22 protein-coding genes are annotated in these 18,508 nt (G+C 67.3%); 4 read left to right on the top strand and 18 right to left on the bottom strand.

The genetic code is table 11. The features are described 5' to 3' along the window. Nucleotides 1–51 precede the first annotated feature (51 nt). From trmD to NP4_RS15320, 14 genes are all read right to left on the bottom strand, one after another. Nucleotides 52–735, bottom strand: coding sequence for a tRNA (guanosine(37)-N1)-methyltransferase TrmD (trmD, locus tag NP4_RS15385; protein WP_067998269.1), 684 nt, complete (start codon nt 733–735; stop codon nt 52–54). A 21-nt stretch (nt 736–756) separates the two neighbouring features. Continuing rightward, nucleotides 757–1,281, bottom strand: coding sequence for a ribosome maturation factor RimM (gene rimM / locus NP4_RS15380; protein WP_067998217.1), 525 nt, complete (start codon nt 1,279–1,281; stop codon nt 757–759). Next, nucleotides 1,282–1,524 carry an RNA-binding protein gene (locus NP4_RS15375; RefSeq protein ID WP_067998215.1) on the bottom strand — a complete coding sequence of 81 codons (243 nt, stop codon included), beginning with the start codon at nt 1,522–1,524 and terminating at the stop codon, nt 1,282–1,284. After that, nucleotides 1,524–1,955: a 30S ribosomal protein S16 gene (gene rpsP / locus NP4_RS15370; RefSeq protein ID WP_067998213.1), complete on the bottom strand. Its 432-nt coding sequence runs from the start codon at nt 1,953–1,955 to the stop codon at nt 1,524–1,526. Before rpsP ends, NP4_RS15375 begins: the two co-directional genes overlap by 1 nt. A 192-nt stretch (nt 1,956–2,147) precedes the next feature. Beyond that, the gene (locus NP4_RS39915) at nt 2,148–2,732 is read right to left on the bottom strand and encodes a Uma2 family endonuclease (protein WP_169813740.1); all 585 of its coding nucleotides are present in this window, start codon (nt 2,730–2,732) and stop codon (nt 2,148–2,150) included. Nucleotides 2,733–2,824: 92 nt separating this feature from the next. Next, nucleotides 2,825–3,568, bottom strand: coding sequence for a class I SAM-dependent methyltransferase (locus NP4_RS15360; RefSeq protein WP_067998211.1), 744 nt, complete (start codon nt 3,566–3,568; stop codon nt 2,825–2,827). An 84-nt stretch (nt 3,569–3,652) separates the two neighbouring features. Further along, complete coding sequence (locus NP4_RS15355; protein ID WP_211335763.1) at nt 3,653–4,756, bottom strand: amidohydrolase family protein; 1,104 nt, start codon at nt 4,754–4,756, stop codon at nt 3,653–3,655. 23 nt (nt 4,757–4,779) lie between these two features. Further along, complete coding sequence (ffh, locus tag NP4_RS15350) at nt 4,780–6,354, bottom strand: signal recognition particle protein (protein WP_067998210.1); 1,575 nt, start codon at nt 6,352–6,354, stop codon at nt 4,780–4,782. A gap of 56 nt (nt 6,355–6,410) precedes the next feature. Then, entirely contained in the window at nt 6,411–6,725 is a 315-nt protein-coding gene (locus tag NP4_RS15345; protein WP_245996984.1) for a hypothetical protein, read from the bottom strand. A 164-nt stretch (nt 6,726–6,889) separates the two neighbouring features. Continuing rightward, the gene (locus tag NP4_RS15340; RefSeq protein ID WP_067998208.1) at nt 6,890–9,334 is read right to left on the bottom strand and encodes a [protein-PII] uridylyltransferase; all 2,445 of its coding nucleotides are present in this window, start codon (nt 9,332–9,334) and stop codon (nt 6,890–6,892) included. A 78-nt stretch (nt 9,335–9,412) separates the two neighbouring features. Next, nucleotides 9,413–9,751: a P-II family nitrogen regulator gene (locus NP4_RS15335; protein ID WP_067998258.1), complete on the bottom strand. Its 339-nt coding sequence runs from the start codon at nt 9,749–9,751 to the stop codon at nt 9,413–9,415. Nucleotides 9,752–9,756: 5 nt separating this feature from the next. Then, the gene (locus NP4_RS15330; RefSeq protein ID WP_114755467.1) at nt 9,757–11,172 is read right to left on the bottom strand and encodes an ammonium transporter; all 1,416 of its coding nucleotides are present in this window, start codon (nt 11,170–11,172) and stop codon (nt 9,757–9,759) included. 200 nt (nt 11,173–11,372) lie between these two features. Next, entirely contained in the window at nt 11,373–12,740 is a 1,368-nt protein-coding gene (gene ftsY / locus NP4_RS15325) for a signal recognition particle-docking protein FtsY (protein WP_067998204.1), read from the bottom strand. Nucleotides 12,741–12,798: 58 nt separating this feature from the next. Continuing rightward, on the bottom strand, nt 12,799–13,206 hold the full coding sequence (locus tag NP4_RS15320) for an RpiB/LacA/LacB family sugar-phosphate isomerase (RefSeq protein ID WP_067998203.1): 408 nt from the start codon (nt 13,204–13,206) through the stop codon (nt 12,799–12,801). 87 nt (nt 13,207–13,293) lie between these two features. On the opposite strand from NP4_RS15320, the gene NP4_RS15315 reads away from it, so the two are divergent. After that, the gene (locus NP4_RS15315; RefSeq protein WP_067998201.1) at nt 13,294–13,683 is read left to right on the top strand and encodes a DUF2237 family protein; all 390 of its coding nucleotides are present in this window, start codon (nt 13,294–13,296) and stop codon (nt 13,681–13,683) included. A 15-nt stretch (nt 13,684–13,698) separates the two neighbouring features. On the opposite strand, the gene NP4_RS15310 is transcribed toward NP4_RS15315, so the two are convergent. Genes NP4_RS15310 through NP4_RS15305 form a run of 3 tightly spaced genes read right to left on the bottom strand, consistent with a single transcriptional unit; the run spans nt 13,699 to nt 14,935 of the window. Continuing rightward, nucleotides 13,699–13,911 carry a putative glycolipid-binding domain-containing protein gene (locus NP4_RS15310; protein WP_067998200.1) on the bottom strand — a complete coding sequence of 71 codons (213 nt, stop codon included), beginning with the start codon at nt 13,909–13,911 and terminating at the stop codon, nt 13,699–13,701. A gap of 48 nt (nt 13,912–13,959) precedes the next feature. Beyond that, a complete protein-coding gene (locus NP4_RS40945) occupies nt 13,960–14,169 on the bottom strand; it encodes a hypothetical protein (protein ID WP_147287842.1) in 210 nt (69 codons plus the stop codon). A gap of 10 nt (nt 14,170–14,179) precedes the next feature. Beyond that, nucleotides 14,180–14,935: a TetR/AcrR family transcriptional regulator gene (locus tag NP4_RS15305; RefSeq protein ID WP_067998199.1), complete on the bottom strand. Its 756-nt coding sequence runs from the start codon at nt 14,933–14,935 to the stop codon at nt 14,180–14,182. Here NP4_RS15305 and NP4_RS43545 point away from each other — a divergent pair. The 3 genes from NP4_RS43545 to NP4_RS15290 all read left to right on the top strand — a co-directional run bounded on the left by NP4_RS43545 (nt 14,857) and on the right by NP4_RS15290 (nt 17,404). Next, nucleotides 14,857–15,360 (top strand): NmrA family NAD(P)-binding protein, encoded by a 504-nt coding sequence (locus NP4_RS43545; RefSeq protein WP_114755484.1) that lies wholly within the window; start codon nt 14,857–14,859, stop codon nt 15,358–15,360. The genes NP4_RS15305 and NP4_RS43545 overlap by 79 nt on opposite strands. A 188-nt stretch (nt 15,361–15,548) precedes the next feature. Beyond that, entirely contained in the window at nt 15,549–16,379 is an 831-nt protein-coding gene (locus NP4_RS15295) for an SAM-dependent methyltransferase (protein WP_067998196.1), read from the top strand. 125 nt (nt 16,380–16,504) lie between these two features. Beyond that, nucleotides 16,505–17,404: a glycoside hydrolase family protein gene (locus NP4_RS15290; protein ID WP_114755465.1), complete on the top strand. Its 900-nt coding sequence runs from the start codon at nt 16,505–16,507 to the stop codon at nt 17,402–17,404. Here the strand turns inward: NP4_RS15290 and NP4_RS15285 are convergent. Next, nucleotides 17,401–18,508, bottom strand: a 1,108-nt coding sequence (locus NP4_RS15285; RefSeq protein WP_156524915.1) for an AAA family ATPase, incomplete at its 5' end; no start/stop codon positions are given. The two genes, NP4_RS15290 and NP4_RS15285, sit on opposite strands and share 4 nt — an antisense overlap.

Raw genomic sequence — 18,508 nt, 5'->3', positions numbered from 1 at the left:
CGAGTTACCCATGTCCTCACGAAATCAGTTGTTCAGCAACACTCTTCGGGATCACTGTGGCGGAAGCAGGTCCGGACGGCGCTGTCGAGTGCGCTCCAACGACTGCTCACGCCGCCAGTCGTCGACCTTGGCGTGATTGCCCGACAGCAGGATTTCCGGGACGTCCAGACCGCGCCAGGTGACCGGGCGGGTATAGGACGGGCCCTCGAGCAGGCCGTCGGAGAACGAATCCTGTTGGTGGGATTGCTGATTGCCCAATACGCCCGGAATGAGGCGAACGACCGCTTCGGCGATCACCAGGACCGCGGCCTCACCGCCGATCAGGACGTAGTCGCCGATGCTGACCTCTTCGACGCGTACGCGGCGGGCGGCGTCGTCGAACACGCGCTGATCGATGCCCTCGTAACGGCCGCAGGCGAAGACCAGGTGTTTTTCCGCGGACCAGCGCTCGGCGGTGGCCTGGGTGAACGGCACGCCCGCGGGGGTCGGGACGACCAGCAGCGCGTCGTCGGGGCACACCTCGTCGAGCGCGTCGCCCCAGACGGTCGGTTTCATGACCATGCCGGGACCACCGCCGTAGGGCGCGTCGTCGACGGCCTGGTGGACGTCGTGGGTCCAGCGGCGCAGATTGTGCACGTCCAGTTCGACGATGCCCTTATCGATCGCCTTGCCCAGCAAAGCCGTTCGCAGCGGTTCGAGGTATTCGGGGAAGATCGTGATCACATCGATCCGCAGGGCGGAGTCGGTGCCCATCGTTCACTCCTCGTCGAGCAGGCCCTCGGGCGGATCGATGACGATCAGGCCCTCGGCGATCGATACGGTCGGCACGATCGCGGTCACGAACGGAATCAGGATTTCGCGGCCGTTGTCGGCGGCGCGCACCGAAAGCAGTTCGCCCGCGGCCGAATGCAGGACCTCGGTGACCTCGCCGACCACGGCGCCGTCACCGAGTTTCACCGTGAGGCCCTCGAGTTCGTGGTCGTAGTACTCGTCCGGATCCTGCGATGGCGGCAGATCGGCGGTGTCGACCAGAAAGACGGTGCCCCGCAGCGCATCCGCGGCGCCACGATCGGCGACGCCGTCCAGGCGTACGAGGAGTCGGCCCGAATGCTCCCGAGCCGACTCCACCGTGTACTGCTGTGTCGCCGTCGAGCGGGGCGCGCGCCCGCGCAGGACGGTGCCGGGCGCGAACCTCAGTTCGGGCTCGTCGGTGCGCACCTCGACCACGAGTTCGCCCCGCACACCATGGGATTTGGCGACCCGCCCGACAACCAGTTCCATCTACTGATCGGTGTCGACCACGTCGACCCGGATGCCCCGGCCGCCGATGCCGGCGACGAGGGTGCGCAGCGCGGTCGCGGTACGGCCGCCACGACCGATCACCTTGCCCAGATCGTCCGGGTGCACGTGCACCTCGACGGTGCGCCCGCGCCGGCTGGTGATCAGCTCGACGCGGACGTCATCGGGATTGGCGACGATGCCGCGAACCAGGTGCTCAACCGCATCGGCGACGACGGCTGTCATTACTCCGCAGCCTCGGTCTCGGCCGCAGCCTCGTCGGCCTTCTTGGCGGCCTTCTTCTTCGGGGTGACGGCCTCGGTGACCGGCTCGTTGTCGGCGGCGGCCAGCGCGGCGTTGAACAGGTCCAGCTTGGACGGCTTGGCGGCCTTCACCTTCAGGGTGCCCTCGGCGCCCGGCAGGCCCTTGAACTTCTGCCAGTCGCCGGTGATCTCCAGCAGACGCTTGACCGGCTCGGTCGGCTGCGCGCCGACGCCCAGCCAGTACTGCACGCGCTCGGAGTCGACCTCGATCAGCGAGGGCTCCTCCTTGGGGTGGTACTTGCCGATGCTCTCGATGGCCCGGCCGTCGCGACGGGTCCGCGCGTCCTGGATGACGATGCGGTACTGCGGGTTGCGGATCTTGCCGAGCCGGGTGAGCTTGATCTTGACAGCCATGTGCTGTTGATGCCTTTCAATGGTTTGGTCACGGTCGCAATTCAGCGACTCACACGGGGTGTGGGCCCGGTTTTGCGTCAGGTGCTGTGACCGCCGCGCGGTACGGAACCGGAGACGGGCTGACACCGTCCTCGACGAGGACGATCTGCCATTCTGCCAGATGGGAGGGCAGCCGATGAAATCGGGGCCGAATCAGTTCAGGTCCGCTGTCGGCACCTCGACCTTTACCGGAGCTGGAGGCATGACCACCTCACCAGCTTCGGCATAGACCTCCTGCCGATAGACGGTTTGACCGAGCCGGTACCCCCAGAACTTGGCGGGTTGACCCTCCGGCAGCTCGACAATCCAGAGATATGGGATACGCGCGCCCGCATAGGCGGCCACTTTGGTATCGCGCTCCGCTCGCGTGTTGCCCGGCGACCAAACCTCCACCGCTAGAACCACATTGTCGGGTTCAAAGCTGGTGTGGTCGACATCTACGTCCACAACGACAATGTCGGGAATGACCCCGGTCCGGAACGCTGTGTTCAGTCGAACACCGACTCCGGGAAGTACATGTAGATCATCGCGACCGGCATCCATCAACGCATCGTCCAGACAACGCGAAAGTCGGAAGGTGGCATGCTGATGCGAGCCCGTAGGCGGCGGTGTCATGTAGAGGTGCCCCAGGATGAGCTCGAGTCGAGAACCATCGGCAGGCTGATCTTCGGCCAGCCAGTCTTCCACAGTCGTGGGGCCCAGGGGATGAATCGTCGAAACCTCGGCGCTCATGGTCATGATCACGTCCGCTCGCGTCGGTAGTGAAGGCGCTGTTCCTCTAACAGACCCCATTCTGACATGGCTGATCACAATCAACTCAAAGCCGTGTGTTACGCCGCAGTGGCCGAAACCGCCCTCGTCGGCATCCACGGCCCGCCCCACCACATGCGCCAGCCGAGGGAACGGATCGTGACGTCGTGCGCAGGCGATTCGGTGAGGACCCGATGGTATTCGCGGGCTCGGGAGATGTCGGCGATCAGCAGTCGCCCGCCCGGGCGCAGGACGCGTAGGGCCTCGCTGATGGCGGTGGCGCGCGCCTGGGGCGATTTGATGTTGTGGATGGCCAGGCTCGAGACGACTGTGTCGAAGCTGTCGTCGGGGAATGGGAGGGCGGTCATATCGCCGGTGTGGAGTTCGACGCGGTCGGCCAGACCCTCGGCGGTGGCGTTGGCCTGGGTGGCTTGCCGGGCGTTGCCGGACTGATCTGCCGAGCGCCACAGGTCCACGCCGACCGCCTTGCCGTGCGGGAGGCGGCGGGCGGCGGCGAGCAGGACCGCGCCGCGGCCGCAGCCCATGTCGAGCAGGTGTTCGTCGCCGTGTAGGGACAACTCGTCGAGCAGGTCGTCCCAGACGGCGAATTTGCCGCGACGGGTGGCGTAGAGGTAGACGGCGAACTGGACGCCCATGACGAGGCCCAAGGCGAGGAAGAACCAGCCGACCGCGGCGTCGAAGGCGGGGCCGAGGATGACCGCCAGCAGCAGGTACAGCAGGGTGAATCCGCCGAGGACCAGCAGGACCGGAGGCGCGTCCACGCCGTAGTCGCCGCGCCGCTCCCCCGTCGAGATCGAACTCATGGCCGCACCTCTCCTCGATGAGCCGTGCCGTCGGATTCTATCGGCTGCCCGCGCGGCGCACACGACCATGAATCCCGGGGCGGCTCAACGATGTCCGGTCACCGGGTCGCGACGCGGATAGACCCGTCCGCGCAGTACGACGAACGCGGGCGCGTCGAGCACATTTCGTCCGGTGCGCGGATCCCGCTCATACACAACGAAATCCGCCGGTGCGCCCGCCTCGATACCGGGTCGCCCCAGCCACTCCCGCGCGCGCCACGACGCCGCGGCCAGCGCCTCGTGCCGCGACAGCCCGGCCCCGGCCAGGGCCTCGATCTCATCGGCGATGCGGCCGTGGCGGATGGAGCCGCCCGCATCGGTGCCGGTGTAGATCGGTACCCCGGCCGCATGCGCCGCGGCGACCGTCTCGCGCACTCGAGCGTGCAGATCGCGCATATGGGCCGCGTAGACGGGGAATTTCGTAGCGCTGTCGGCGATTTCGGGGAAGGTGTCGATATTGATCAGCGTGGGCACGAGCGCGGTGCCGTGATGGACCATCATCTCGATGGTCTCGTCGGTCAGGCCGGTGCCGTGCTCGAGGCAGTCGATTCCGGCCTCGATCAATCCGGGCAGCGCGTCCTCGCCGAAGACGTGCGCGGTGACCCGGGCGCCCTCGCGATGGGCGGCGTCGATGGCCTCCTTCAGCACCGCGTCGCTCCACAGCGGGCGCAGATCACCGGCGGATCGATCGATCCAGTCGCCGACGATCTTCACCCAGCCGTCGCCCGCCCGCGCCTGTTCGGCGACGATCTGCGGTAGGTCGCGTTCGTCGTCGAGTTCGATACCGAGTTCGCGGATATAGCGCTTGGGCCGGGCGATGTGGCGGCCCGCGCGAATGATCTTCGGCAGATCCGCGCGCTCATCGATGAAGCGGGTATCGATCGGCGAACCCGCGTCCCGCAGCAGCAGCGCCCCGGCGTCGCGCTCGATCTCGGCCTGCGCGAGCGCGCCCTCGCGGTCCTCGTGCCCACCGCCGTATCGGATTCCGACATGGCAGTGGGCATCGACCAGTCCGGGCACGATCCAGCCCGCGCCGCACAGGGTTTCGGCATCGCGCACGGGCTCGAACGAGATCACCCCGTCGCACACCCACAGGTCGCGGACCTCATCGCCCGGCAGGATTACGCCCCGCAGATGCAGTCGCATGATCACAACCTACTGCGGGGGCGCGCCTAGTTCTTCGGGAATTTGAGCTTGGAGAGATCGATACCCTCGAGCCCGGGCGGCAGTTCGTTGAGGCCCGCGGGCATATCCGACAGGTCCGGGAAACCCGCGGGCGTACCGCCGGGCATCGCCGGCATTCCGGGCATACCCGGGAAGCCGCCGCGCATCTTCGGCTGCGTCGGACCGCGTCCGCCCTTCTTGCCCTTCTTGCCCTTCTTGTTCTTGCCGCCGCGACCGCCGGGCAGGCCCATTTGCCGACCCATCATCGCCATCATCTTCTTGGCTTCGAAGAACCGGTCGACCAGCTGATTGACCTCCGAGACCGTCACGCCCGAACCGTTGGCGATGCGCAGACGGCGCGAGGCGTTGATGATTTTCGGATTGTCGCGCTCGGCCGGGGTCATACCGCGGATGATGGCCTGCACCCGGTCCAGCTGCTTGTCGTCGACCGCGGCCAAGGCATCCTTCATCTGCCCGGCACCGGGCAGCATGCCGAGCAGATTGCCGATCGGGCCCATCTTGCGGATGGCGAGCATCTGCTCGAGGAAGTCCTCGAGGGTCATCTCCCCCGAGCCGATCTTGCGTGCGGCCTCCTCGGCCTGCTTCTGGTCGTAGACCTGTTCGGCCTGCTCGATCAGGGTGAGCAGATCGCCCATGCCGAGGATGCGGCTGGACATGCGGTCCGGGTGGAAGACGTCGAAGTCCTCGAGCTTCTCACCGGTGGAGGCGAACAGGATCGGCACGCCGGTGACCTCGCGCACGCTCAGCGCGGCGCCGCCGCGGGCGTCGCCGTCGAGCTTGGTGAGCACCACGCCGGTGAAGCCGACGCCGTCGCGGAAGGCCTCGGCGGTGGTGACCGCGTCCTGACCGATCATGGCGTCGAGGACGAACAGCGTCTCGTCCGGCTGCACGGCATCGCGGATGCCCGCGGCCTGGCGCATGAGCTCCTCGTCGATGCCGAGACGACCGGCGGTGTCGACGATGACCACGTCGTACTGCTTCTGGCGGGCCTCCTCGACGCCCGCCTGCGCCACGTTGACCGGGTCGGCCGCCGTGACACCGAGCGGGTTCTCGCCGCCGCCGACCGAGGTGCCCGGATGCGGTGCGAACACCGGCACACCGGCCCGCTCGCCGACCACCTGCAGCTGGGTGACCGCGCCGGGGCGCTGCAGGTCACAGGCCACCAGCAGCGGCGTATGTCCTTGGTCCTTCAGCCATTTCGCGAGCTTTCCGGCCAGGGTGGTCTTACCCGCGCCCTGCAGACCGGCGAGTATGACGACCGTGGGCGGATTCTTGGCGAACCGCAGTCGCCGGGTCTCACCGCCGAGGATGCCGATGAGCTCCTCGTTGACGATCTTGACGACCTGCTGGGCCGGGTTGAGGGCCGCCGACACCTCGGAGCCCTTGGCGCGCTCCTTGATTCGCGCGATGAAATGACGCACCACCGGCAGTGCGACGTCGGCCTCGAGCAGGGCGAGTCGAATTTCCCGTGCGGTCGCGTCGATATCGGCCGGTGACAGGCGTCCTTTCCCGCGCAGATCCTGCAGGACACCGGTCAACCGGTCGGACAGGGATTCGAACACCGATCGCGCTCCTGGTTTCTCGAGGGGATGTCACTCGATATACCAGGGTACGGGGCCTAGTCGAGCGCTCGCCGCCGAGGCCGTGGGGTCTGGCGAATATCGTGGTTCTCCGAAGCCACCATGCCGACCGCCTCGCGCGCGGTCAGGCCCAGCTCCAGGGCCATGGCATCCAAGCTCGACCACACCGCCTCGCTGAGCTCCTCCCGATCGGCGACGGTCGAGGCGATGGTCATGGCCGTGACCGCCTGCCGTCCCGACAGCGTCCGTCCGGGCAACCAGGACACCACCCAGCGATCGCCACCGACGCAGCGCGCGATGTGCTGGGTCAGATCGCTGGTCATGATCGACGAGGACACCACTTCGATGGCCACCGATCCCGCTCCCCTCACGCTCGACCAGCACTGCGAAGCTCGGACGAACCTGATATTAGAGTGGACTCCAGCGTCCGCGGCACAAGTTGCGGCAGGCCACATGCAACGATCTGGTTAACCGGCAAACGACAGGTTTGCCAGCAACAATCGCTCGGGGCTACCGCTCAGTAATTCGATTCGTTCCCCGCCCGGATGTCCGTTTCCGTCGGTTTCTTCGGCTCGGGATGCGGAACCACCGCCAGCAGCGCAGCCTCGATGTCGGCCCGGCGCGCCGGGGTGTCGGTCGCACCGAAATCCAGGCAGAACGAGTCGACCACGGCCGCGCCCATGGTGATCACCTTGGCCCAGCGGACGTCGGCGCCGGCATGGGCCAGCGTAGCCGCCAGCCTGCTGAGCAGTCCCACCCGGTCCTCGGCGCGCAATTCCAGCAGCACCTGACCCGGAATCGTGGTGTCGCTCCACTTGATTCGCGGGGCGGCCTGCGCGTACGGACTGGGTCGCCGCCCGGCCTCGCGCTCGCGCTTGGCCAGTACGCCCGCCACATCCAGATCGCCGTTGACCGCCCGGATGAGTTCCTGGCGCAGCAGACCCGCATCGGGCGGATCGCCGAATTTCGGTGTGACGACGAAGGTATCGATCGCCGACTCCCCCGCCCCGCCCAACGAGGCCGACAGCACCCGCAGCGAATGCAACGCCAGGACGCCGGCCGCGTCCGACAGCAGGCCGGGCGTATCGGGGGCGATGACCGTGACGACATGGCTGTAGCGCCCCTCGCCGGGCCGCAGCTCCACATGCACCCCGCCCGCCTTGGCCTTGTCCAGCAGTTCCGGCTCGATCGGATCCGGTTGCGGCAGTTGCTCACCCGCCATGGTCAGGCGGCAGCGGCGGACCAGTTCCCCGATCAGCGACGCCTTCCAATCGCCCCAGACGCCGGGTCCGGTGGCCAGCGAATCGGCCTCGGCCAGCGTATGCAGCAGATCCAGCAGTTGGGCATCGCCGTCGAGTGCGTCGACGACCATGCGCACGGTCTCCGGATCGGCCAGATCGCGGCGGGTCGCGGTGTCGGGCAGCAGCAGATGATGACGCACGATCGCGCTGAGGGTGTGCACATCCGAGGGCCACAGGCCCAGCCGACGGCCGATCTGGGTGGCCAGTTCCGCGCCCACGACGCTGTGATCCTCGACGCGTCCCTTGCCGATATCGTGCAGTAGCGCGCCCAGCAGCAGCAGGTCCGGGCGCGCCACCCGGGTGATCAGGCCGCTGGCGTAGGCGACGGTCTCCACCAGATGCCGGTCCACGGTCCAGGTGTGCATCGGATCGCGGGGCGGCAGATCGCGGACCGCGCCCCATTCCGGAAAGAGCCTGCCCCACAGTCCGGTTCGATCCAGCGCCTCCACCGCGTCGATGGCGCCGCGCCCCACGCCGAGCAGTACCAGCAGATCGTTGAGCGCCTCGCGCGGCCACGGCTCGCGCAGTTCGGGTGCGTCCTCGGAGAGGCGGTTGAGCGTGGTCGCGGCCATCGGCAAACCCGTCTGCGCCGAGGCCGAGGCGACTCGCAGGATCAGGCCGGGATCCTTCGCCGGGCGCGCGTCGCGGGCCAGCACGACCTCACCGGCGTGTTCGACCACGCCCTCGTCGAGCGGCCTGCGCACCGGCACGCGACGCAGCCGGGCCAGCCCCCGACGCGGCAGTGCGTTGGCGGCCGTGCGCAATCCGACGTCGACCGAATAGCCGACCGTGCGCGCGGCATCGCTGAGGGTGCGGGCCAGATCGAAGCGGTCGCCGATGCGCAGGGCCGCGCCGATCTCGTCGGCGTCCTGGGCGCGCAGCTGATCGCGGGCGCGTCCGGCCACGCGATGCAGTTCGGTGCGCACGTCGAGCAGTCGCCGCCGGGCCTGTTTCATCCCGCCGCCCGGTACATCCGGTCCGAGGCCGGGCATCGCGTCGGTCAGCTGGGCTATGGCCAGGGCGTCGAGCAGTTGGATATCGCGCAGTCCGCCGCGGCCGTATTTGAGATCGGGTTCGGCGCGATGGGCGATCTCTCCGCTGCGCCGCCAGCGCGTCTCGGCCTGTTCCACCAATTCGCCGAAGCGTGAACGGATTCCGGTACGCCACTCGCGGCGCACGCCGCCGATGAGCAGGTTGCTCAGCTCGGCGTCACCCACGATGTGACGGGCCTCGAGCATGCCGAGTCCGGCGGTGAGATCACCGGAGGCGACCCGCAGCGCCTGTGGCACCGTGCGCACGCTGTGATCGAGTTTGATGTGCGCGTCCCACAGCGGGTACCACAGTTTGTCGGCGACCTCGGCGACCCGCTCGGCGTCGATATCGTCGTGCAGCAGCATCAGATCCAGATCCGAATAGGGCAGCATCTCCCGACGCCCCAGGCCGCCGACCGCGACGACCGCGAAGCCGCTGTCGCCGGTGATGCCCAGTTCGGCGCCCTTCGTGGTGAGCCACAATTCGTACAGATCAACCAGCGCCTGCCGCAGCGCCTCGGCATCCAACCGCGGATGGCGGATATCGCCGCCCGTCAGCAGCTGGTCACGCGCCCGCACCAGATCCTTTGCGCCACCCGGCGATTCATCCTTCGACTGCTGCTTGCCCACAACCCACCACCCATGAAATGCGGGCGGCCCCGCCCGTCCGGAATCCGGTAGGGGCGGGGCCGCCGCTCGTCTGTTCCCTTACAGAGCGTCGGCGCCGCGTTCGCCGGTGCGCACCCGGATCACCGAATCGACGGGGGTGACCCAGACCTTGCCGTCACCGATCTTGCCGGTGCGCGCGGCCTCGACGATGACCTCGACGACCTTGTCCACCGAGGCATCGTCCACGACGACCTCGACACGAACCTTGGGTACGAAATCGACCGAGTACTCCGCGCCGCGATAGACCTCGGTGTGGCCCTTCTGCCGCCCGTAGCCCTGAACCTCGCTGACCGTCATTCCCAGCACACCCGCCTGCTCGAGACCAGACTTGACGTCCTCGAGCGTAAACGGTTTGACGATTGCAGTAATGAGTTTCATTTTCGTCATGCCTCCTTGACGGCGGTACGTGCCGTGCCACCCACAGCAGCGAAATCGTATGCCGTTTCAGCATGCTCCGATTCGTCCATACCCTCGAACTCCTCTTCCTCCGACGGACGCAGGCCGATGGTGTATTTGATGACGTAAGCGATGATCAACGACACGATGAAGGAGAAGGCCAGCACGGTGAACGCGCCCACGGCCTGCTTGCCCAGCTGGTCGAAGCCACCGCCGTAGAACAGGCCCTTGGCCCCGCCCAGAGCCGCCGAAGCGCCGCTTTCCGGGGCGAGCAGCAGGCCGACCATGAGGGTGCCGACGATGCCGCCGACCAGATGGACGCCGACCACGTCGAGCGAATCGTCGAAGCCGAGCTTGAATTTCAGCCCCACCGCCAGCGCGCACAGCGCACCGGCCACCACGCCGATCAGCAACGCGCCCAGCACGTTCACCGACGAGCACGACGGGGTGATAGCGACCAGGCCCGCCACGATGCCCGAGGCCGCGCCCAGGCTGGTCGGCTTGCCGTCGCGGAACTTCTCCACCACCAGCCAGCCCAGCATGGCGGCGGCGGTCGCGAAAGTGGTGGTGAGGAATGTCGAACCGGCCAAGCCGTTGGAGCTCACCGCGGACCCGGCGTTGAATCCGAACCAGCCGAACCACAGCAGACCCGCGCCGAGCATCACGAACGGCAGATTGTGCGGGCGCATCGCGGTCTTCGGCCAGCCCTTGCGCCGACCCAGCACCAGACACAGCGCGAGACCCGCGGCGCCGGCGTTGATATGCACCGCGGTGCCACCGGCGAAGTCGATGGCCTGCAGCTTGTTGGCGATCCAGCCGCCGGAGTGCACCACATTGCCCGCGGCGTCCTTGACATCGAAGTCGAACACCCAGTGCGCCACCGGGAAGTACACGATCGTCACCCAGACCGCGGCGAAGATCAGCCAGGCGCGGAATTTGAGGCGGTCGGCGACCGCACCCGAGATGAGGGCCACCGTGATGATGGCGAACATCAGCTGGAAGGCCACGAAGACCGTCATCGGAATCGTGCCCGCCAGCGGAATGTCGGTTCCGGAGACGGCCGCGGCGCCGGTGGCGGGATCGGCCGCGGCCGATTTCACGCCGTTACCGCCGATCAGCCCCTTCAGCCCGAAGAACTGACCGGGGTTGCCGACGACACCGAACTTGTTGTCGCCGAAGGCCTCCGAGAATCCGTAGATTGCCCACAGCACGCCCACGACGCCCATCGCGGAGATGGACATCATGATCATGTTGAGCACGTTCTTCGACCGCACCATGCCGCCGTAGAAGAACGCCAATCCCGGTGTCATCAGCAAGACGAGCGCCGAGCTCGCCAGCATCCATGCGGTATCACCGGTGTCCGGGACACCGACCAAGGGATACGCCACCTTGTTCCTCCTCATCTCGGGCCCGCCCAGAACTACGGCGACGAGCCTGCACAGAAGGTTCGCTAGTCGGTGTTTCATCCGTGCCGCTGCGGTGTTTCACCTGCGTGAACGGATCGACTGCTGGTGTTGCGTATATGTTTCACCGCTCTCACGAGCGGTTTGTACTTCTCGGTGAGAATACTGTCCGAATGCGGGAAATGCCCTGATTACCGCGATCAGCCGAGCAGCGCGTCGACGAACGCGCCCGGTTCGAACGGGGCCAGATCGTCGGCGCCCTCGCCCAGACCGACCAGTTTCACCGGGACGCCGAGCTCGTGCTGAACCTGGAAGACGATGCCGCCCTTGGCGGTTCCGTCGAGTTTGGTCAGCACCACGCCGGTGATGTCGACGACCTCGGCGAACACCCGGGCCTGGGTGAGGCCGTTCTGCCCCACGGTCGCGTCGAGGACCAGCAGCACCTCGTCCACGGCGGCCTTCTTCTCCACCACGCGCTTGACCTTGCCCAACTCGTCCATGAGGCCGGTCTTGGTGTGCAGGCGGCCCGCGGTATCGATGAGCACGGCGTCGACGCCGTTGGTGATGCCGGTGCTCACGGCGTCGAAGGCGACCGAGGCCGGATCCGCGCCCTCCCGACCGCGCACGGTCTCCGCGCCGACCCGTTCGCCCCAGGTCTGCAACTGATCAGCGGCCGCGGCGCGGAAGGTGTCGGCCGCGCCCAGCAGCACGCGGCGGCCGTCGGCGACCAGCACGCGGGCCAATTTGCCCGTGGTCGTGGTCTTCCCGGTGCCATTGACGCCCACGACCAGCAGGATCGACGGATGATCGTCGTGCGGCAGCGCCCGGATGGCCCGGTTCATCTCCGGCCGCAACGCCTCGATCAGCACATCGCGCAGCACCTGGCGGGCCTGCTCGGGAGTGCGGACCGTGCGGGCGGCCAACTCCTCGCGTAGTCGTTCGACGATCGCGGTGGTACTGGCCGTGCCGAGATCGGCCATGACGAGGGTGTCCTCGATCTCCTCCCAGGAGTCCTCGTCCAGATCGCCGCCGCCCAGCAGGCCGAGCAGGCTCTTGCCGACGGCGTTCTGCGAACGGGCCAGCCGCCCGCGCAGACGCACGAGTCGCCCGCTGGTCGGCTCGATCTCCTCGACCGGGGTTGCGGGAGCGGCGGTTTCGGCCGGTTCGACGACCGCCGGGGTTTCGGCGACGGGCTGTTCGGGCTGCTCCTCGGGAGCGGTCTCCTCGACGGGCACGGCCTCGGCGACCGGGGTCTCCTCGACATCCGCCTCGGGCAGCCGGACATCGGTGATGGTCCGGCGCGCGGAGTCCCGCGGAATCGCCGCGTCGTCACCGATATGCGGCTGCCCCTCGTCGTCGGTCCGCTCGAGGGTGACCGGCTGGCCGCCCTGACTGAAGTTGAATCCGCCGGATGCCGTATATCCACCGGACCGATCGGCCAGCTCCTTGTCGGGAGCGGCCGGAGTCAGTGTGACCCGGCGGCGTTTGTACAGGACGAATCCGGACACGAGCGCCACCACCAGCACGGCGGCGATCGCGGCGATCAGAATCCAAGCTTGCGCAGTCACGGCCCCATCCTGTCAGAACCACCCGAAGTGGTCTGCGGCACGCCGGGCCGCATGTTCGTCAGCCGAGACGGCCGAAGTTGTCCGCCTCCGACGCGTCGGGCTCGGTGGTCAGGAACGCCTCGAGCATCTCCTCGGCCACCGTCGGGGAGGTCAGGCGCAGGCCCAGGGCCAGCACATTGGCGTCGTTCCATTTGCGGGCGCCCTCGGCGGTGGCGCGGTCGGTGCACAGGGCCGCCCGCACGCCCGCGACCTTGTTGGCCGCGATCGAGACGCCGGTTCCGGTCCAGCAGCACACCACCCCGCGCTCGGCCTCGCCACCGGCGACGGCGGCACCGACCCCGTGGCCGACTTCGGGCCAGGCTATATCCTCGCCGACGATGACCACTTCATGCCCGCGATCACTCAGCCACCGCCGGATATGGCGGGTCAGATCGGTCGATTCGTCGGTCCCGAACGCAATCCGCATGGCTACGAGCGTAGTTTTCCCGCCGTCTGCACACCACGCTGCCGGAAGGCGCGGCGAATCCAACACAGAGACAATAGGATCGGCGACGTGACCGATCGAAATGTGCTTGGGGGACCGCTGGAGGAGTGTGGCACCGATCCTCTCACCGGCTTCTATCGGGACGGATGCTGCAGCACCGGCCCGGAAGACCTGGGCAGCCACACGGTGTGCACGGTCGTGACCCAGGAGTTCCTGGAGCACCAGAAGTCGATCGGGAATGATCTGATCACACCGCGTCCGGAGAACAACTTTCCCGGTCTGCAGCCCGGCGACCGGTGGTGTGTGGTGGCCGTGCGCTGGTTACACGCCCATGAGGACGGGGTCGCCGCCCCGGTGGTGCTCGCCGCGACCCATGAGAACGCGCTCGAGGTGATTCCGATGGAGACGTTGCGCAAATACGCCGTGGACGTGCCCGACGACGTCAGCGATCTGCTCTGATCCGTATGCCTTTGATCAGGGGTGCAGACGACGTAGATAGTCGTGGTACAGCACCACGAATCCGTCCCCGTCGAAGTCGATCTGCGCCTGATAGTCCCCGGAGATGAAGCGGACGGTCCCGTCGCCGTTGGCCTGATACCGCTGCGGTGCGAGGTAGGCAGCGGTGGCGGGTACGGTGACGAACCTCCCGGCGAAAAGCGTGCCGGGAGGACAAGGGAATTCATGCACGCGTGGTAGGGAGGGAGGGAGCCCGCAAGCGATGTGCCATCTTCTTACTCAATTTTTCCGGCATGCTTTTCGCCGGAAACCGTCCAGTTCGTGACGCACGGGGCCGTCACCCGCGTCGACGGTCAGCGTCGAACCCTCGAGCCACCAACGCAATTCGTAGACGAGCCCGATCTGGGTGCCGTGCGCGCGCTCCGCGCTCTCGACACGCACGATCTCCATACGCCGCTCATCGATCCCCTCCCATACGAAAGTCCGCACGACGTGCAGCCTAACGAGATTCCGCTTCTTCGGCGGCGCGTCGACGCCGGTGCGCCTTCTGGCGGCAGGCCGCCGAACAGTAGCGAGCGGGGCGGCCCGCGCCCGAATGCCGCAGCGGCGCAGCGCAGATCGGGCAGCGCGGGGCCGTAACGTAACTCACAGTTGTTTCGTTACGATCGATACGAGACTTCGGCGCTTTCGTCACATCCCGCATCGCCGCCAACATCAGCGCCGCGGGCCTGCACAGCCGCTCGCTCTCGCCCGAAACCCGCTGCATGGCAACGCAGCCGGTGAAGATCGTGAGTACATCGGCGACGGTGAGGTCGGCCCGCACGCCACCCGCGCACTGCGCCGCGACCAGCAGCGATTCCACCGCGCGATGAAACCGCTCCCCCGCACCGCGCAGCAGCGCACGCGGCCAGCCGTCATCGGATTCGACCACATCGCACAGCGCCTTGTTGTTCGGCGTTCGCGTGACGACGGCCGCGCAGAAATCCAGGAACGCCGCCGTCGGATCCGGTGCGCCCCGGTACGCCAGCGCCAGGGCGGTGAGCCGGTCGACCCGTTGCTGGACAACGGCTTCCAGCAGGTCCAGCTTGTTCGGGAAATGCCGGTGTACGGTGCCCGCGCCGACACCGGCGCGCCGGGCGATCTCGGCCAGTGACACCTCGATGCCCCGCTCGGCGAATGCCGCCTGCGCGGCGGACAGGACGGCGGCTCGATTGCGACGCGCGTCGGCGCGCTCGCCCTCGGGTACTGCGGTCATTTCGTTACGGAATCCCTTGTCGCTGCTGGCCGATCGGACGACTTCGCTGCTATCGTCCGATTACCGGGCTGTTCGACCCGGATTCTGTCGCCGACGTCGCCGAAATCGCCGCCCGCGCGTTCGCCGATCCGAACCGATTCCACGGCCGCACACTGGAATTGGCGGGCGACGCCCATACGATGCCCGAGGCCGCCGCGATCATCGCACGGGCCACCGGCCATCCGATCCGCTACGAGGAGATCGGCGAGGCGGAGGCCGCGACCCGGGGCAAGGAGATCGCGTCGGTCTGGCGGCAGAGCCGCGGTGGCCGGGGCTGGCACGCCGATATCGAGGCCCTGCGCGTCATCCATCCGGAAATGCGCACCCTCGAGACCTGGCTCGCCGAAACCGGTGCGGCGCGGCTGAAGCCGTTGCTCGCCGATTGACACGATTCGGACACCGGACCCGTCCGGGGACCACCGCGCCGTCGAATCACGAACGTCGCTCCGGCACCGCGCCGGAGCGACGCCCGCGGTGATTCCGGACGGAATGGACATTTGACCACCAGCGGGTAGGGTAAGCCTGCCGCGTAGCGGCCCGTGTAAGACGAACACCCGTGGGAGTGGTTGGCCCGATGTCCGAAATCTCCGATACCCCACCGCTGCTACCGGATTGGGCCAGCGACGATATCGACCCGACCGTGCCGAGTATCGCTCGCATCTACGATTACGCACTGGGTGGCTCGCATAATTTCAAGATCGATCGCGAACTGGCCGAACTGGGTCGCAGCCAATGGCCGCACAGCCTGCGCTCGGCCTGGACCAACCGGGCCTTCCTGCGCCGCGCGGTCAGCTACTGCGCCGAACACGGCATCAGCCAATTCCTGGATGTCGGCTCGGGCATTCCCACGGCGGGCAATGTGCACGAGATCCTGGCCGACCTCGAGGTCGACGCCCGCGTGGTCTACACCGATATCGATCCGGTCGCGGTCGTCATGAGCCGCCGGATCCTCGCCGATATCCCATGGGCCACCGCCATTCGCGGCGATGCCCGCGATCTGGACGCCCTGGCCGCCGAACCCGAGGTGCACCGGCTACTGGACTTCGATCGTCCGGTCGCACTGCTGCTCGTGGCGCTGCTGCACTACATCCCGGACTCCGCCGACCCGCATGCGATGATCGCCACCCTGCGAGATCGGCTCGCCCCGGGCAGCGTACTGGTGATCTCACATATGACCAGCGCCGATTGGCCCGCACAGGAACTCGCCGACATGGTCGAGATGAGTAAGCAGACGCCCACTCCGCTGATCATGCGCACCCTCGACGAAATCGCCGCACTGTTCGACGGTTTCGATGTCGTCGAACCCGGCCTGGTGCGGGTTCCGCTCTGGCGGCCCGATCACGGCGAGGAGACCACCGCGACCTACTTCGACACGGTCGGCGCGATCGGCGTGAAAAAGGGGTGACACGCCGCAGTTTCGGTGTGTCAGCAAATATTTAGCACCAATCGCTGAATAATCGGCGAATGGCGCCGACTCAGCTGTCCCGCAGATCGATGCTCGCGTTGGCGGCGAGTCTACCGTTGAGTGGTATGACATCCGGACGCGCTGCGGCCACCGATACGCCGATGCGGTACACGATGACCGCGTTCACCAACAACAGCCAGACCGACATGTATGTCTACGAGTCGACCGACGCGACGAATTTCTCGCTGCTGAAGGCGGTCGCCTACCGGCCGCCCTATGCCGATCCTGCCTCGACTCCACCGACCGCCCCGACGGACAAGAAGGGTTTGTGCCGGGACCCCAGCGTCTTTCGCTTCATCGACGGCGCGTACTACCTGACCTATACGACGGGCTGGGACGGCGACACCATCGGATTCGCACGCAGCGTCAACCGCGTCGACTGGGATTTCCTGTACGAGTTCCGTATTCCGATTGCCGGGATTCAGCACACGTGGGCGCCGGAGTGGTTCATCGACGGCCGGGGCGGGGTGAACGTGCTGGTAACGCTCAATACCGGTCCGGGTTTCCAACCGCACATCCTGACCGCGGTCGACTCGACGCTCCAACCGTGGCGACCCACACCGCTGCTCGGACTCTCCCCCGCACCGGACATGCTCGGCTACATCGACACCACCATCAAGATCTGGCAGAACCGCTACTACGCCTTCGTCAAGAACGAATCCACCAAACTCATCGAGCTGGCCGTGGCCGACTCCCCGGTGGGCCCGTATCAGCTGATTCGGACCGGGGACTGGGCAGGCTGGGGCTCTCCTCGTGAAGGTCAATGCGTCATCCAGCTGCCCGACGGGCGCTGGCGCATCTATATGGACGCCTACAACCTGGACAATCCCGAGCTCGGCGCGTACCACTACAGCGACAGCGTGACCGACGACCTCACGGGTCGATGGACGGACGCCGCTGAACTGCCGGGGTTGTCGGGAATCGTCCGACACTGCACCGTTCTGCCGGAACCGTTGACGCCCTAACTCGGCGCCGCCCCGACCAGGTTCTCCCCGCGCAGCCGCTGCGAGATGACCTGGGTGATGCCGTCGCCGCGCATGCTCACGCCGTAGAGCGCGTCGGCGATCTCCATGGTCGGCTTCTGGTGCGTGATGACGATCAGCTGCGACTTCTCCCGCAGCTGTTCGAACAGGCCGATGAGCCGGCGCAGGTTGGTGTCGTCCAGCGCCGCCTCGACCTCGTCCATGACGTAGAACGGTGAGGGGCGGGCGCGGAAGATCGACACCAGCAGGGCGACGGCCGTGAGCGACTTCTCGCCGCCGGACAGCAGCGACAGCCGCTTGACCTTCTTGCCCGGCGGGCGCGCCTCGACCTCGACGCCGGTGGTGAGCATATCGGCGGGATCGGTCAGCAGCAGCCGCCCCTCGCCGCCCGGGAACAGTTTGGCGAACACCCCGACGAATTCGCGCGAGACGTCCTCGTAGGCCTCGGTGAACACCTGCAGGATGCGCGCATCCACCTCGGCGACCACGTCGAGCAGGTCCTGACGGGCCTTGCGGACGTCCTCGAGCTGAGTGGACAGGAAGGTGTAGCGCTCCTCGAGGGCCGCGAACTCCTCGAGCGCAAGGGGATTCACCTTGCCGAGGGTGGTCAGATCCTTCTCGGCGCGCTTGGCACGGCGCTGCTGGGTGGCGCGATCGTAGGGCATCGGCTGCGGCTCGCTGACCTGGTCGCCGCGATCGCGGGCCTGTTCGTATTCCTGAATCTCCAACGCCGAGGGCGGCATCGGCACATCCGGGCCGTATTCGGCGATGAGATCGTCGAGCGCGATGCCGAACTGCTCGCTGATGTTGTGTTCGAGCTGTTCGATGCGCAGCGCCGCCTCCGCGCGGGCCACCTCGTCGCGGTGTACGGCATCGGTGAGCTGGGTCAGCTGGGCGGTCAATGCGCGGCTGCGCTCCTTGGTCTGATCGACCTGGGCGGCGCATTCGGTGCGGCGGCGAACCAGCTCGTCACGGCGGGCCGCGGCCTCGCCGACCACGACCTGCAGTTCGGCGGCGATGCGTTCGGCCGAATCCGCCACCACCGCGGCCACTTCCGCGGCCCGGCGGCGCGCGGCCTGCGCGCGT

It is taken from the genome of Nocardia pseudobrasiliensis NBRC 108224, assembly GCF_001613105.1.
Taxonomy (GTDB): domain Bacteria; phylum Actinomycetota; class Actinomycetes; order Mycobacteriales; family Mycobacteriaceae; genus Nocardia; species Nocardia pseudobrasiliensis.
Note: the sequence above shows the minus strand (reverse complement) of the source record. Positions and strands in the feature narration are given on the sequence as shown.